General features: G+C 70.8%; 12 protein-coding genes. 2 read left to right on the forward strand and 10 right to left on the reverse strand.

Annotation, left to right across the window (positions count from 1 at the left end; translation table 11 throughout):
* Positions 1–53: 53 nt before the first annotated feature.
* A complete protein-coding gene (locus tag ACZ68L_RS17230; protein ID WP_469577640.1) occupies positions 54–875 on the reverse strand; it encodes a hypothetical protein in 822 nt (273 codons plus the stop codon).
* A gap of 116 nt (positions 876–991) precedes the next feature.
* A complete protein-coding gene (locus ACZ68L_RS17235; protein WP_469577641.1) occupies positions 992–3601 on the reverse strand; it encodes an SdrD B-like domain-containing protein in 2610 nt (869 codons plus the stop codon).
* Positions 3602–4195: 594 nt separating this feature from the next.
* Between ACZ68L_RS17235 and ACZ68L_RS17240 the strand changes: the two genes are divergently transcribed.
* On the forward strand, positions 4196–4366 hold the full coding sequence (locus tag ACZ68L_RS17240) for a hypothetical protein (protein WP_469577643.1): 171 nt from the start codon (positions 4196–4198) through the stop codon (positions 4364–4366).
* Positions 4367–4535: 169 nt separating this feature from the next.
* Here ACZ68L_RS17240 and ACZ68L_RS17245 read toward each other — a convergent pair whose 3' ends face one another.
* The 8 genes from ACZ68L_RS17245 to ACZ68L_RS17280 form a co-directional block, all read right to left on the reverse strand.
* Complete coding sequence (locus tag ACZ68L_RS17245; RefSeq protein WP_469577644.1) at positions 4536–4736, reverse strand: hypothetical protein; 201 nt, start codon at positions 4734–4736, stop codon at positions 4536–4538.
* Positions 4737–4968: 232 nt separating this feature from the next.
* Positions 4969–5700 carry an SDR family oxidoreductase gene (locus ACZ68L_RS17250; protein ID WP_469577645.1) on the reverse strand — a complete coding sequence of 244 codons (732 nt, stop codon included), beginning with the start codon at positions 5698–5700 and terminating at the stop codon, positions 4969–4971.
* Positions 5701–5790: 90 nt separating this feature from the next.
* Complete coding sequence (locus ACZ68L_RS17255; protein ID WP_469577646.1) at positions 5791–6669, reverse strand: ABC transporter substrate-binding protein; 879 nt, start codon at positions 6667–6669, stop codon at positions 5791–5793.
* Positions 6670–6829: 160 nt separating this feature from the next.
* The gene (locus tag ACZ68L_RS17260) at positions 6830–7585 is read right to left on the reverse strand and encodes an SDR family NAD(P)-dependent oxidoreductase (protein ID WP_469577647.1); all 756 of its coding nucleotides are present in this window, start codon (positions 7583–7585) and stop codon (positions 6830–6832) included.
* 196 nt (positions 7586–7781) lie between these two features.
* Complete coding sequence (locus ACZ68L_RS17265) at positions 7782–8147, reverse strand: recombinase family protein (RefSeq protein WP_469577649.1); 366 nt, start codon at positions 8145–8147, stop codon at positions 7782–7784.
* Positions 8148–8606: 459 nt separating this feature from the next.
* Positions 8607–11525 (reverse strand): tetratricopeptide repeat protein, encoded by a 2919-nt coding sequence (locus ACZ68L_RS17270; RefSeq protein WP_469577650.1) that lies wholly within the window; start codon positions 11523–11525, stop codon positions 8607–8609.
* 3 nt (positions 11526–11528) lie between these two features.
* A complete protein-coding gene (locus ACZ68L_RS17275) occupies positions 11529–12818 on the reverse strand; it encodes a hypothetical protein (RefSeq protein ID WP_469577651.1) in 1290 nt (429 codons plus the stop codon).
* Positions 12815–14185: a hypothetical protein gene (locus ACZ68L_RS17280; RefSeq protein WP_469577652.1), complete on the reverse strand. Its 1371-nt coding sequence runs from the start codon at positions 14183–14185 to the stop codon at positions 12815–12817. The genes ACZ68L_RS17275 and ACZ68L_RS17280 overlap by 4 nt, the downstream gene beginning before the upstream one ends.
* A 370-nt stretch (positions 14186–14555) precedes the next feature.
* On the opposite strand from ACZ68L_RS17280, the gene ACZ68L_RS17285 reads away from it, so the two are divergent.
* On the forward strand, positions 14556–14981 hold the full coding sequence (locus ACZ68L_RS17285) for a hypothetical protein (RefSeq protein WP_469577653.1): 426 nt from the start codon (positions 14556–14558) through the stop codon (positions 14979–14981).
* Positions 14982–15031: the final 50 nt, after the last annotated feature.

Genomic DNA, 15031 nt, shown 5'->3' on the forward strand with positions numbered 1-15031 from the left:
GTCGAGGAGGCCGTCGGCAACCGCGGAAGCCGGGGCGCATCAGAACCGAGATGTCAGCCGGTGCCCCACGGCGCCTCGGGGAGCTTCGCGCTGCCGTCGCGTCCGGAGAACTCCATGGTGGTGGGAGTTCCCAGGCCCGAGATCCGCATCGTCACCCGTCGCAGGCCGCCGTCACCGTCGACCCAGTACGTCAGCGGCGACCGTCCGCCGTCGGGACCCGCACCGGGCGTGGCACCCTGGGCGCGCGGCCCGGCGAACCGATCGTAACTGCGGCCGTCGATGCGATCACGTTCCAGCCGGCGAGCCCCGGACTGTGCGAGCAACAGCGGGTTGTCGGGACGGTCCGCGCCGAGCTCGATCAGCAACTGGAGCCCGGCGTCCAGGGGATCGGTCGTGTAGGAGCGCGCGGACCAGCCCGAGCGCGGGATGCGCTCGGCCTGCTGCCAGGGCGGTCTGTTGTCGCCCTTGGGCACGGGGGCCAGGCCGAGGCCGCCGGTGTCCCAGACGATCAGCCCGTGGTCGAACTGCCCGGTGGCGGGCCCGGAGGACCCGGAGGACCCGGTGACCCGGTAGCTCCCCACGGCCCGGTGGGTTCTGTAGTCCACGACCCCCTTGACCCGCACCACCACTCCGCCGCCCTCGATGACGGTGAGGGTCACCGCCACGGGACTGGCCTGGTACAGATTCAGCCGCGACAGCGCCAGCCTGGACGCCTCCTCCATCGTCACCGGCCGCTCGGTGGTGGTGTCGTCGGAGTAGGTCCGGTAGGCGGCCAGGCCGCCCACTGCGGCGCCGCACGCCGTGATCGCGATCAGTGTTCTCAACCAGAGGGCCCGACGCGGCTTACGGCCGTCGGTCTTCCTCTTCCGAGCCATGCGGTCGCCTTCTCTCATCGGTCGGTCACACAGGAGGGCGGGTTCGCGAACCGCTGGTCCGCGAACCCGCCCGAGCGGGCCCGGAGGTCACCTGAGCCGGTCGCCCCGCCCCCGGGCTAGCGGTGCTGTGCCCTTCGCCTGCGCATCAGTACGACCAGTGCCGCACCGAGGACGGTGAGCGCGGCGCAGCCGGCCAAGGCCAGCGGAACCACCTGGCTCATGCCGGTGGACGCCAGGCCCGAGTTGGGTGCGTGGCCGGGTGCACCGGGTCCACCCGGTGCGCCTGGGGCCCCCGGCGAACCCGGTTTGCCGGGTGTGTCCGGTACCGGCGTCGTCGGTACCGGCGTCGGCTCGGTGGTGGGAAGCCGTCGGTTGACCGCTGTCACCGAGACCCCGTCGTCGAGATTGTCGGAGGTCAGCACCAGCGGCCCGAACACCGCCACGTCGGGTGCGGCGTAACCTGCGGGCGGGCTGACCTCCTGCCAGTAGTACGTGCCCGGTGCGCCGGTGCCCTGGCAGATGCCGTCGGTCCCGGTCATGCAGGACTCGTCGACCCGCGTATCCGGCTCCGCCCCTGTGGTCTGCAAGTCGTCGGAGCCGTTCGTCTCCTTCCACAGCTGGAATTTCGCCCGGGCCAGTGGTTTGCCGTCCTGGTCGTGCTTGACCAGGCGCAGCACGCCCTCCTGTTGTCGGAAGCCGAAGTCGTAGGTGTGGTCGTTCTCTCCCGGCCCGCCGGTGGTCAGCGCGCGCTCCGGGAAGCTCGCGCCGCGCGGGACGATGCCCTTGGAGTCGATGAAGTGGTTGTCGCCGACATCCGCTTCCGTGGGTACCCACTGGTAGAGCGGGCCGCCCTTGGCGTAGTCGACCGGATTGTCGAGGCGGATGGTGTACTTGGTCTTCGGCTGGAGGCCGCCGGTGACATTGGAGTCGTCGAAGTAGTACTCGCCACGCTCCGTCGTCTCGGTCGTCCCCACGAGCTTGCCCGACTCGTCGTACAGGTTGACGGTCGCGCCCACGACCGGGCGCTGGCCCGGGCTCTGGATGCCCTTGCGCTCGGGGTCGTACCAGACCCGGTTGCCGATCTGGAGCGGGGCCTGGTCGCAGAGCACCTCCAGATCGCCCATCGAGGCACCCTTGCCGAACGGGGCTACGGTGCCTGCCGGGTTGAGGCGCAGGCCGAACTCCGGATCCTGCGTGCCATCGCGCTGGAGGAACGACGTGCCGTACCCGAGGGCGGTGTGGTTGGGGTCGAAAGCGGAGGTCGCGATGGTGTTCTCGGCCTTGGAGAGCGCCATGCCGGCGAACGCCGTGTTGCGGTGACCACCCCAGCTGGTGTCGAAGAACCGAGTGCCCCGAGGGGACAGCCCGCAGCCGTTGTTCGTGTCCATCACATACATGCCGTCCGCCGGGCAGGCCTTGTTCAGGTCACCGCCCGACATGACGAGGGCGGCGGAGTTCGGCGTGGGACCGGCTGGCGCGCGGTCACCGAAGCGGTCGCGGAAGGCCAGCAGCATCGAGCCGTCGGTCTCGAAGGCGATCTCACCCAACTCCGGTTCTGGTTTGGCGATGGTGGAGTCGCCACACGGCCGTCCGTCCTGCGAGACCGGGTAGGTGCTCGTCCACGGGAACCAGCCTGCGCCATCGCACGGGCCAGCGCCGACCGTCGAGCCGCGCGGGTAGTCCAGCGGCTGGTTCAGCACGGCCTTCTGGAAGGCGCCGGTGCCCAGGTCGAAGGGCAGAACCACCGCGCGAAGGTCCGAGACCTTCCCGGTGGACTCGCCCGAGCAGACCCCGCCGAGGTAGCCGGTGCCGTCCTGCATCCCCAGGCCGAACGGGCGCCAGTCCCCCGCCGCCGGACAGCCCGGGTCCGGGATGGCGGTGACGGTCTTCGGCGCCGCTGCGGTCGCCGCCGTGGCGTCGTAGCGGTAGAGCTTGCGGTTGTTGAGGTTGACGACGAACAGGTCCCTGCCGTCATCGGTGATCTTGATGCCGCCCAGGCTCTCCTTGCCGGGCACGGTGAGGAAGGCGTCGTCGGTACCCGGACCGTGCGCCGTCGTCCCCGCGTCCGGGACGACGGTGAACAGGGTGGTCTTCTTCTGCGCGCGGTCGGTCACGTAGATCCCGCCGGCGCCGCCCGGACCGTAGTCCGTAGTGCGCTTGGCCAGCGCCGAGGAGAAGACCCGCTTGTCGGCCTTGTTCCACGCGATGCCGAACAGCGTGCCGGTCTCGGCGTTGGTGGCGATGTTCGTGACGTTGACGTCGACGCCGTCCTGACCGCGTGCGTCGTACGGGAAGGAGACCAGCGTGCGCTGAGTCCCGCCCTCGCGCGTGGTGGGCTGACAGGTCGTCACCAGCGGTGCGTTCTTCTGGCAGTAGTCACCCGGATTCCACAGCCCGGTGGTGTACGCCACGTTCTTCTCGCCGGAGAGGTCGACGAACTCCTCATTGCTGCTCAACTGGTCGGGCGCACCGTCCAGTCCCTTGCGCGAGGCGAAGGCCGGGAACAGCACACCCGGCTTCGGATTCACCACCTGCACCCGGTACTTGCCGCTGGTGGTGCCCTCGGCCGCCGGAGTCAGTGTCACGGTGCCGTCGGCCGCCGTGACCCCCTCCATGCCCGTTCCGGCGTCGTCGGTGAGGGTCACCTTGACGCCCGCGATGCCCGGTTCCAGCGCGGGTGTCCACACGCCGCTGTTGTCCACGGCCCGGATCACCCGGACCGTCACCGATCCGTCCCCCGCCTGCGAGTGCGCCGCAGGCGCCACGGCTAACGAGCCGCTACCGATTCCCAAGGCGAGCGCGGCCAGGCAGCCAACGGTGCGACGACCGGGCATGCCCGGCCTCCGCCGACGCTGCTCGGGCGCGGCTCCCTTCGCTTGTTCATTCGTAGAAGTCATCTCCTGCTCTCAGCGTTCAGAAGGGCCTGATGCCCTGCTCGTGGGGGAGTACATAGAGATGCGGAGAACCGCCTTGCCAGCGATCTTAGAAGGGCTTTGGGCAAGATCGTGGCGGAATGGCGAACTCGTTCGCCGCCGACCACCGGAAACGGGTGCGGAACTGCCACACGCTCCCGTTGAGGACCCGTCGGTCGTCCAGCCTCTCGCGCCCCTGCGACGAAGCGGGCAACAGTGTCTGGACGAACCACCGCTCCGTATCCGACAGTTCATGGTGACGAACACCCAACCGTGATCCACCACACGAGATCATTCGAAGACACTGCCGAGCAGCGCGGCTGCCTACGGCAGCAGCACCGCGGCGGCCCCGGTGGCGGCGCTGATCGCGCAGGCCATACAGCACCGACCGGCGCGCCGGTCGTCACGATGTCGGCGCTGTCGCTGCGCGTCGGCGACAACCGCCTCGCGGTGCATGGCCGTACGTCGTTCACTCCGTCCTACGACGGTGCGGACCGCCGGCTGAACCGGGTGTCCGCGCACCTGGACCACCGGCGCAGCCGGGTGGACCGGGCGGGCAACGGCGCGGTCTTCGGCTGAGCGGGGCCACGCACGCGACATCCGCCGTCCGACGGGCAGGCCGAGGGGCCGGCCCCTCCACAGGGAGCCGGCCCCTCGGCCGTTCGTGTGCGCCGCGCCATGCAGCACGCAGGGGTGCACTGCAGCTGAACTCCCCTGCGACACAGCGGTGTTGGCGTGGTGCGCCGGTCTATTGGCGGGCGCTGATGACGTCCGCCGGGCGTCCGCCGAGTGCGACTCGGCCGGGGACCAGCGTCGCCACCGCGGTGAGCACCGCGGCGAAGCCGAGAACCCCGAGGAACATCGGCAGGTGGACGGACGGCTGGGCGGCGCCCGTCATCCCGACGCTGAAGGCGGTGAGCACCGCGAGCGAGATGGCCGTGCCGAGCACCGCGGCGAGCTCCCGATCGAGGACGACTTCGTCGGCGCCCGCGGGTGCCTTGCCGTCGGTCAGCTCCCGATCGCATGGCGAACCGCGAGGACGGGGATGCCGATGCCGTGTTCCGACAACGCCTTGCCCGTGAAGCAGCCGGGGCGCCCGAAGGTGCCCCGGCCGTGTCCGTTCTGGTGAGCGATCCGTCCTGTGCGTCCCGCACTTGATGGTTCCGTCGGAGGGAGCTGATTCAGGAGAGCCAGCCGGTGTAACTGGTGGGGGCAATGCGGGCATCGCTTCGGGCGGTGAGGACGTCGCCGTGGACGGCGGCGAACATGCCGGCGGTGTCATCGGTGACGACAGAGCGCCCGTCGCGCTTGGCGGTCAGGGTGAGACGGCCGAGTTCGTCGAGGGGGTAGACGTCGGGACCTGCGATGTTGACGACGCCGTTCAGAGCACTGCCTGCGGCGACTTCGGCGACCGTGGTGGAGACATCCGCGGCGGCGATCGGCTGGATGGGCGTGCGCGGCAGGCGGACGGTGTCGCCGTCGGTGGTCATGGACAGGGTCGCGTCCATGAACTCCATGAACTGCGTGGCGCGGACGATGGAATAGGGGATCGACCCGGCCTTGAGGATGTCTTCCTGAAGCACTTTCGCCCGGTAGTAGTCAAGATCAGGCACTTGGTCCACGCCGACGATCGAGAGGATGACAAAGTGCCCGACCCCGGCCGTCTCGCTCGCGGCAAGAAGGTTGTCCATCGAAGTCTGGAAGAAGGCGAGCGAGGCGTCGTCGAAGGTCGGGGAATTCGTCAGGTTGATGACGACGTCGGTATCCGCCACGGCCGCCTCCAGCCCCTGGCCGGTGATGACGTCCACGCCTGAGGACAGCGAGTGCGGTACGGCTTGGTGCCCGGCCGCGTTCAGGTTCTCGACGACCCGTGACCCGATCAGCCCGGTTCCGCCGATGACTGCGAACTTCATGACATGCGCCTTTCGATGATTGATGCCCCATATACGCCGTATGAGGCTCTGATTTGCCCAGATGACGACGGCGTCGGCATCACCGGGCCCCTATGGGCTGGTGGCTGCGGTGCGATAGAACTCGGCTGCGGTGACGGTGGCGGGGACACCGAGTTCGGCGGCAACCGCGGTGATCGCGGTGGCGCCGACGGCGAGGTCGGCTTGGCCGTCGGTGGTGAAATACGGTGCGATGAACGTCTCGTAGTGGGCTCGGGCTTCGTCTGCGGTGTGTCGGCCGAGGAACGTCTGGACGTACCGCACCGTGGTGTCGGGTTCGTCGTGGATCATCTGCAGGGCACGCCGGTGGGCTCGTACGACGGCCTGGACCGCGGGGTCGTCCGGGTGGACGTAGGTGGGGTCGACGGCCACGCCCACGGTGGGGATCCGGAAGTAATCACCGACCCAGGCCAGCACCTGCCAGCCGTGCTCGTCGGCTACCGCTTCCGGTGCCATGGTGCTGCCGACCAGGGCGGCGTCGATCGTGCCGTCGTTCAACCGGCGCAGGTCCATGCCGTAGTCGCCGGGCGGGCGGACCATGGTGTGGATGTCGCGGTCCGGGTCGAGGCCGGCCTGACGCAGCACGATCCGGGCGAAGCACCCGGGTGCGGTGTGGGGGGCGTGTACCGCCAGCCGTCGGCCGGCCAGGTCGGCCAGGGAGGTCAGGCCGGGGCGGGCGAGGAACCAGAACAGCGGGCTGTGGGTGTTGACATCGAGTGCGACCCAGGGGATGCCATGGGCGAGTCGGGACAGCAGTGCCCGGCCGAGGCCGATGGTGGCGCACCGGCGCAGCCGCTCCTCGTCCCAGGCGCAGCCGTCGCGCAGCGCTACGTGGACGTCCTCGTCGGCGTAGTAGCCCTGCTGGTCGGCGATGTACGCGACCAGTTCCTCGTGCAGGCCCCGCCCGACGTAGGCGAGATCGATCGTGTACATGAACGTTCTTCCTTGATCGTGCCACCGCCGTGCGCCCGCGCGTGTCGCCGGCACGGCGGCTGCGGCCCATGGTGCTGAGGTGACGGTGTGCCGGATGCCGTCCGGCCTGCCGTCAGCCGGACCGGGACGGTATGGCGCCGTGTGCGGAGGACGGCGGGCGTCAGTACATGGACATCCCGCCGTTGACCGCGGCCGTGGTGCCGGTCATGAAGGCGTTGTCCTCGCTGGCGTAGAAGGCGACCGCTTGGGCGACGTCGCCCGGGTGTGCCAGGCGGCCCAGGGGGGTAGCGGCCACTTGCCGCTGCTTGTGCGTCTCGTCGAGCGCCTTCGCCATGCGGGTGTCCTCCACCGGGCCGGGCTCGACGATGTTGACCGTGATGCCGCGCGGGCCCAGTTCCTGGGCGAGGTACCGGGCGAACTGCGCCAGTGCTGCCTTGGCCGTGCCCAGCGCGATCATGCCCTCCCGAGGCCGGCTGCTGAGGCCGGTACCGAGATAGATGATGCGTCCCCAGCCCTGTTCGGTCATGGCCGGCAGAACTGCTTTGGTGACCGCGAACGCCGCACGCATCTCGTCGTCGAGCTTGCCGCCCAGTTCGTCCCACGTCATGTCCTGGAACGGCTTGATCACATACGGAGTGAGCGCGTTGTGCACGAGCACGTCGATGCCACTCCATGCCGCCTGGACCTGCTCGGTCAGGCTCTCGACCGCCGCTGCCTCGCGTACGTCGGCCTGTACGGCCATGGCCTGGCCGCCCGCGGCCTCGATGCCGGCCACGACCTCCTCGGCTGCCGTGCCGCTGCGAAGGTAGTTGACCACCACGCGCATCCCTCGCGCGGCCAGCAGGCGCGCGGTGGCCGCACCGATTCCGCTGCTGGCCCCTGTCACCAATGCCACCCTGTCGGTTGCCCCAGTCACGGGCCCACCTCCTGCTCATCATCGCGGGCCGTCGGCTTGACCGCCCAGTTGTTCGTCGTCGGTGCCGGGAGTGTGCTGAGCCGATCGCCCCGTGAAGCACGTGTCGACGGTCGTCCGCAGCAGATCGGCCTCGGTCCAGTCGAATTCACGCGGCGACTACGAAGTGAGCAGCCGCTCCATCGCGCCGCGGGTGATCTCACTCAGCGGCGCCGACGGCGTCGGCACCAGTCCCCGCCGGGGCCGTCCCGGGCTCGCCCCTCCATGGTGGAGATGTCGATGCCCTGTTCGATAAGTGCGGCCCGATACCCCGCTCACGCGGCTCCGCGCCGAGGGTGATCAGGTGCGGCACGGAGCGGGAGAGCCGGTCGGGGCGGGTGACCTTCAGCGTGTCGTCCTCGCGCAGCGGTCGCATGACGAGGTCCAGCTCCGGGCGGGACGGCTTCGCGCCGCTCCCGGTGTCGACGTGGATGTTGTCGCGGTCGACGCCGACCCGCGGCAGGGCGTCGATCTGATGATCAGGGCTCTGGTCGGCCGTCGAGAAGCGGCAGTAGCCGATAGGCACGGTCGGAAACTACCCCAAGCGCCGTTCTCCGAGGTTGATTTCCGACGCGGGTTGCCGAAACCGCCCACGTGCGGCTTCGTGACCACAGGGGCGAGCGTCGACAGAGGTCTGCCGCAATTCGAGAGCCGGTCCGAGATCCAGGCGGAGAGATGCCGGATCGGAGCATCACGGATCATGACGCACGGTGTCCCGCCCGGAATGGAGCCGGGGCCGATGAGGTAGGTGCCAATGCCGCGGCTTCTCCGCACGGAACAGGGATTCGGAAGAGGACCGGCGACCGATCTCGCTGCGACGGATCATGGTGGCCGTGATCTCGGGATTCGCTCGCCACAACGGTCGCGCCTGCCCCGGCCGCAGCCTAGGGTCGTCATGGTCGTACACCCGGCCGCGCAGCAGCAGGGTGTCGTCGCCGTTCCTCCGTCCCAGCTGTGTGTCAGGTCCCGGCGGACCGCTTGCTGGTCACACGACGATGCAGGTCATGGCCGCCCACAGCAGGGGCGAGTGCTCGATCCGGCCGTCGGCGCGCCAGTGGTTGAGCTGCTCGCGCTGCCATTGGCCGAGCCGGTGTACGGGGTCGCTGTGCTCGTGGGCGGTGTCGACGGCGGTGATCGCTTCCGACAGCGGGCGTACGGACTCGGCCAGGCCGGCCAGCCGGTGGAAGGCGAAGCTGGTGGGCAGCACCCAGCGGGTGGCGGTGACCAGCTCGGCACCGTTGTGGATCATCGCTGTCGCCAGGCCGAACGACTCGGCGAACCGCAGGTCGCCGCCGCTCTCGCAGCCGATGAGGGCGACCCGCGACGGCGCGGGCCAGATCCGCGCACCCGGCTCCCCGTCCGCGCGCAGGGGCAGCGTGCCGAGCAGGAGGTCCTTGGCGGACAGCGGCCGATGGGTGCGGATCGGCTCGGCCAGGCCGTCGGTCCCCGGACCGCAGCACAGATGGAGCGTGCCGTCCTCGCTCTGCCCGCCCTCGACCGGCGCGCCGCTCACGTGTCCGACATACATCAGTCTGCGTGCGCCCTTGCGGAGCACGCCGCTCAGCCAGTCCCGGTCCAGGTCGGTGCGGCGGAATGCCTCGGCCGGGGTGGCGACGGAAGGTACGACGGCGCCCGTGTCGAGGCGGCTCTGGACGAACGACAGCAGCTCCGGGTCCGAGCCGGGCGGTCCCAGGACCGAGCCCAGCGAGGAGTCGGCCCGGAATCCGGGCACCCGGGGGTCGAGGACGAGAACGACCGTGTCGGCATCGGTGTCCGCGTCCGGCGCCTGACGCGCGACGGGATCCTGCCGCCGCAACGACACCGGGGCGGTGGTCACGACATCCGCCAGATCGATGAGCCGGACATCGTCGTCGACGGCGAGCAACTCCCAGGGGACCTGGGCGACCCGGGGCGACGGCTGGATCCGTACCAGCGGACGGCCCGCCCGCGCCGACACCTGGCGTATCTGCGCCGTCAGCCCCTCCGGCCACAGCGCCTCGGCCAGCACCCGTGCGAGTAGGTGTTCGGTCCGGTGGTCGGCCATCGCTCCCGAATCGAACGCTCGCCGTATCCCGTCCGTTCCGCCGCCCGCCCCCGGCAGAGCGGCGGCCAGCGCACCGACCGCCTGGTCGACTTCGTCACCGGGCCCGCGGCCGGTGCCGAACCCCCGGGCCCCGCCGGCCCATGTCCAGGTCATGAACAGATCGCCGGCGTCGGCCAGCCGGACCTGGACCACCGGGCGGCTCGTCAGGTCGTCGGTGATCCAGAACGGCACCTCTTCCGCGTTCACGATCCGCCGGTGATAGCGGAACTCGGCCGCCGCGATGTACTCCTGGAGCGCGGCGCGGCCGGAGTCCGGCGACATCCGCACCTTCGGCGGCGGCGCGACGCGCAGGCCGGCGGAGGCCGCTGCCTCCGCCGCCACACCCCCGAGCGTCGTCGGGCCTTCGACGTGCCCGTACGCCTTCATGGCCGCATTCGGGAAGACCGTTTCGGCGGACCCGGCCGGCCCGGAGGGCGAGGTGCGTGTCGCCGACGGCGGTGTACGGTCCAAGGCCAGGGAGGCGCCCGCACAGCGGTGTTCCACCAGTTCGAAGAGCAGTCCCTGGTCCTGTCGGCGTACAGCAAGGCGGAAGACCAACCGCATGGCGTCGTCCGCCAGTTCCAGCCACTGACTGCGCGCGTGGGCGGTGACGAAGTCGTAACGCGCCGCTTCCAGGGCCAGTGCGGCGGGAAGGGCGAGGGAGAGCGCGGTGCCGATGGACTCCGTCTCGTGGTCGCCGTGGTGCGTGAGGTTCAGGTTGTGCTCAAGAATCTTCGCAAGCATGAGGTCGACCTGCGCGCACCGCTCGTACACCTCTCGGGCCTGGTACACCTCGCGGGCCTCGTGGGCCAGTCGCTTCATCTCCTCGATGTCGCCCCGGTCATAGGCGTGCTGGGCGCCGAGCAGCATGGTGTCGGCGGCCGCGATCGAGGCGCCGAGCCGTTCGAACCGGGCAAGGCTCGCCCCCAGCAGGTCGTCCGCGTCGGTGGTGTCGCCACGCCGGCCGGCGAGAAAGCCACGGGCCTGTTCACAGACCGCCAGGTCGCCGAACCGCCCCTGCCGTTCGAAGAGCGCCGACGCCTCGGCGAACAGCCGCTCCGCGAGGTCGAGTTCGCCCCGGTGCATCGCGGCGTACGCCCGGTGGGCGACCAGCGACTGCAGCTCACCGGTGTCCCCCATCGCCCGGAAACCGTCCTCCGCGCGGGCGAAGTAGTCCTCGGCCAGGTCGAACCGCCCGGTCGAGGCGCAGATCAGGCCGAGGGCGGTGAGCAGCGGAGGCACGGTCTCCACGACGGTCTCGGGGAGGATGGACAGCAGCGCCGAGGCCTGCTCCTCGGCCGCTCCCCACTCGCCCCGCTCCATCAGCAGATGCACCCGGTTCAGGCCGAGTTCGGAAGTACGCAGCCTCTCGGGGTCGTCGAACTCGGGCAGCCGGACCGCCGCCTCGTCCAGACATCCCAGCGCCTCGTCCAGGCGCCCGGTCCTGCGCAGCAGGTCGGCCCTGGCGAACAGCGTCTTCAGCAGCATTTCCAGCCACAGTTGACGACCACGCGGCCCCATCGGCACCGACTCGATGCCGTTGAGCAGCCCGCGGGACCGCTCGACGGCTTCCTCCGCCCCGACCAGGTCCGTGGCGGTGAGCCGGACGCTCGCGATGTCGGCCAGCAGGTGCGCCCGCAGGAACCGCACATCGGGCGAGTCCTCGATGGACTCGGCCACGGTGAGCAACTCCTCGTAAACGGCGCACGCGGCCCCGGGATCAGCAGCCAGCTGATGCTCCTCGGCCCGGGCGAAGCCGCTGTCGAAGGGCTCCCCGTACAGCTGCGTCACCGCTGCGTTCTCCTCGTCCTCGTCCGGCATCCGTCAGTAGTCCTCACCGGTGGCAGCAGCTGCGATCTCGGCAAGGAACAGCCCCGAAGACGTTTCGTGCGGCGACCCGTTGTACGCCAGGGGCTGTGCCGCGGCTGCGAGTCGCCGCCGGACCAGTGCGCGAATCACTTCGCGGCCCTCGCGGCCTTCGAGCCCCGGACCAGGGTCGAATCCGGGCAGCAGTACACCCACCTCGAAACGTGGCGGCATCGCCCCGGCCGGGAGGTGCGGGTCGAGATCCGCCCGGCCGATCCACATGTCGTCCCGTCCGGCGAGGAACACCCGGTCCGGGTGGCCACCGTTCACACGGACCTCAGCGACGAGGGGCGCACCGCCGGTGGGCGCCGCGACGTGCGCGACGACCTCGACCTCGATCAGCCGTCGCGCGCCGAGTGCGCGAGCGGTCCAGGACACCGCGTGCTCGGAAGCGTCGACGAAGCCGGGCGGGTAGCGGCGCCAGTCGTTGGTACCCGAGCCTCGGGCGATCACCCGGCCGCCCGCGTGGTGCGGTTCGCCCGCCGCGAGTGCGTAGCTGTCGTGCCGTGCGAACACCGCACCGGGGCCGACCGGCGTACCGCCCTGATGGGGCTGGTCCAGCGATGAGCGAAGGCGGCGCAGCGCCGACCCGTCCAGCCCGGCGCTGTCCGCCGCGTCGTCGATCAGCCGCAGGACGCTCTCCAGGTGGCGTGCCGTGTCCGCCGGCTGCGGTGCCGCGCGCCACCACTGGATCAGCGGGTCGAGGGCGGCCTCGTGCTCCTCGATCAGTTCGGCCACGCAGTCATCGGGCTGATCACCGAAGTCGTCGAACAACTGCTGGCACCGGTGGGTGAGCGCGGCCAGCTCCAGGCCGAGCACGTCCGGTTCGAGCGCCGGGATCCCGTCGAGGTACGACGCCGGCCACCACCGGGACACCCAGTGCCCGAAGCCGAGCCGGGCGGCGCCGCCCGCGAGGGCGGTCATGTCCGCCGTCACCCGGACACCGGGCGACTCCCCTGCCGCGCAGGCGTGCACGGCAGCGGCGGTGCACTCGCCGTAGACCGCCCACAGCCACTGCTGCGCCCGCCCCACGTCATGTACCTCCGCCACCGGCAAACCCGGTTCCCCGAGGACGGGCCAGACCAGAACCGCGCCCGCGACGTCGAGAACGGCCCCGGTGAAGCCGGGACCCGCGGCAGCCACGTCGCTGCCGTCCTCGGCTCGGTCCACGCCAGGGCCGGCGGCGACCCGGATCGTGCCGCCCTCGCCCCGCGCGACATGGACGTCGATGCCGGCCCGCGCCCTCACGCGCCGCTCCGCTCGGCCGCTTCCGCGATGGTCGCCGACAGCGAGCGCAGCGCCGACCGGACCCTGGCGCGGTGGTCCATCATCACCGAGCGCGCGACCCCGTCGAGCACCGCCCAGGCCGACGCGATGTCGCCCAGCGGTGCGTCGCGGACATCCCGCCCGTGCAGCCGCACCCACAGCCGCCGCATGTAGGCGGCCCAGGGGGTACGGAGGTCCTGGGCGAGGGTGTCCAGGACGCCGCCGTCCGGGTCGGGGCCGGGAGAAACGGTCATCCGCCGTGCACGAAGAACCGAAGCCTCCCGGCGCCAGCGGCTGTTGACGGTCCGATGCGCCGCAGTCCGCCCCAGCGCGGAATCCCCGCTGCCCAGCGGGTCGAGACCGACCGCGAGCCGGCCGCCGAGGACCACGGCGACGCGCAGGCTCTCGTCGTGAAGACCGAGCGGAGCGCAACTGCGTCCGACCTCCCGCCCCACGAGCTCGGGCACCGTCGGCAGCTCCTCGCGCCGGGCCGACGAGTGCAGAACGACGAAGAGCCGCTCGAAGAGCGTGCGGTCCAGTGGCGCGGGAAGCGTGGCCGTCGATGCACCCCGCCCGGTATCCGGACACGGCGGCACCTGCCACGCGGTCAGCCCCAGATGCGCCGGGAGATCGTCGCGGCCCCAGACACCGCTCGCGTCCGCCCACAGGGCCCGGCCGAACAACTCTCCGTGTCCCGCCTCGACCATGGCCGTGTACTGCGGCGAGTTCCGCGACCGCCCCGGCGTGCCGCAGGCTTCCAGTACCTCGGCCGACAGTGCGACCGCCGTGACCGCGTCAGCGGCCGGGGCCGGCTGACGGCTCTCCCACGCGGTGGTCAGCTCCCCATCGAGCCGGGCGCGCCGGGCAGCGTCCGCCAGATGGTCCTTCAGCACTTCCACCGTGCGTCCGCCGGCCGCGCCGACCACGTCCTCCACCACGGCCCTGGCCACCGTGTCCGCACCGGCCGAGGGTATTCCGTGCTCGGTGGCCAGCTCGAAGCACCGCTGGAAGTACAGGTCCTGGGGGTTGCCGGCCACGATGCCCAGTGCACGGCGGGTCCTCTTGAGCAGCGTGAACCACTGTGCCGTCGCCGCAAGACGCGTACCCGACTCGCGGATCAGCGCGTCCAGGCGTGCGGCCTGCGCCGGTCCGAGGAAGTCCACCGCGAGTTCAGGATGCAGCGCCGGCCTGACGATCAGCGGCAGCACGATCAGCTTGACCGTCCGGGTCAACGGTGCGCCACCGGGGCCGCTCAGTGAATCCAGCCCTGGTCCGAGGCCACGCCAGGCCCCGTCGATGACCATGGCGCGCGGTCGGCGCTCGCCGGTCTGCTGGCTCGGAGGCGGCATGTGAGGAGAGTACGTCGTCCGGAAAGGGCGGGCGAACCTGGGATCGGTAGGTGTCCCCGGTCGCTAGCGTCCACACCGTCGGACCGGGTCCACGGCGAGGAGGCAAACCCATGACCAGGACGGTCAACCGCGCGACAACGGCCGTGGGACGGTCACCTCGGTCGCCGCGCAACTCGCCGGCCGCCCCGGCGGATCGTCGTGCGAGACGACCGTCGAACAGCCTTTGTCAGACCGCCTGACCGGCCGCCTCCAGGTCGGCCGCATCATCACCGTCCCGCGCCTGCCGGACATCGCGAACGAGGTCACCGTCCGAGTGCCGGCCACCCCCCGCGTCCGCACGGCACCGGACATCACCAGAAGGAGAGCCGTCATGGGAATCTTCAGGAAAAGCCGCCAGAACCGCGAGGAGCGGGCGGCCGAGATCGCCGGCAAGGTGGCCGACGGCAAGGGCTTCTACGGTCGCGCCACGCGTGCGTTCCTGGGGGCAGAGGACTTCGCCAGAGTCCAGCAGTCGATCGGCGCGTACCACTCCGGCCTCGACGTACGACAGTTGCTCGCCATGGGGGCGCCGACCACACCCGCCGTCGTCGTATCGATCAGCGACACCGGGAAGCTGGTCAACTTCGACCCGGTCGTCGACCTGGTCCTGCAACCCTCCGGGACCACCGACCGGATCACACTCCAGACCATCGTCTGCAAACTGCGGATCCCCCGCACCGGCGACCAGGTGCTGCTGGTGTCCGACCCCGCCCGGCCCGGCGGATACCTCTACGCCGGGGACGGCCTGGCGCCGTGACCCCGACGCCGTTGCACGAGGCTCCGGCGACCGATTCCGTCCTGGTCTCC

The organism is Streptomyces sp. NPDC104309 (genome assembly GCF_055584025.1).

Excerpts from the sequence above, each read along its gene's own strand:
- ACZ68L_RS17285 (WP_469577653.1), top strand. The coding sequence starts at position 14,556 with ATGGGAATCTTCAGGAAAAGCCGCCAGAACCGCGAGGAGCGGGCGGCC.
- ACZ68L_RS17230 (WP_469577640.1), bottom strand. The coding sequence starts at position 875 with ATGGCTCGGAAGAGGAAGACCGACGGCCGTAAGCCGCGTCGGGCCCTC.
- ACZ68L_RS17280 (WP_469577652.1), bottom strand. The coding sequence starts at position 14,185 with ATGCCGCCTCCGAGCCAGCAGACCGGCGAGCGCCGACCGCGCGCCATG.
- ACZ68L_RS17250 (WP_469577645.1), bottom strand. The coding sequence starts at position 5,700 with ATGAAGTTCGCAGTCATCGGCGGAACCGGGCTGATCGGGTCACGGGTC.
- ACZ68L_RS17270 (WP_469577650.1), bottom strand. The coding sequence starts at position 11,525 with ATGCCGGACGAGGACGAGGAGAACGCAGCGGTGACGCAGCTGTACGGG.
- ACZ68L_RS17255 (WP_469577646.1), bottom strand. The coding sequence starts at position 6,669 with ATGTACACGATCGATCTCGCCTACGTCGGGCGGGGCCTGCACGAGGAA.
- ACZ68L_RS17240 (WP_469577643.1), top strand. The coding sequence starts at position 4,196 with ATGTCGGCGCTGTCGCTGCGCGTCGGCGACAACCGCCTCGCGGTGCAT.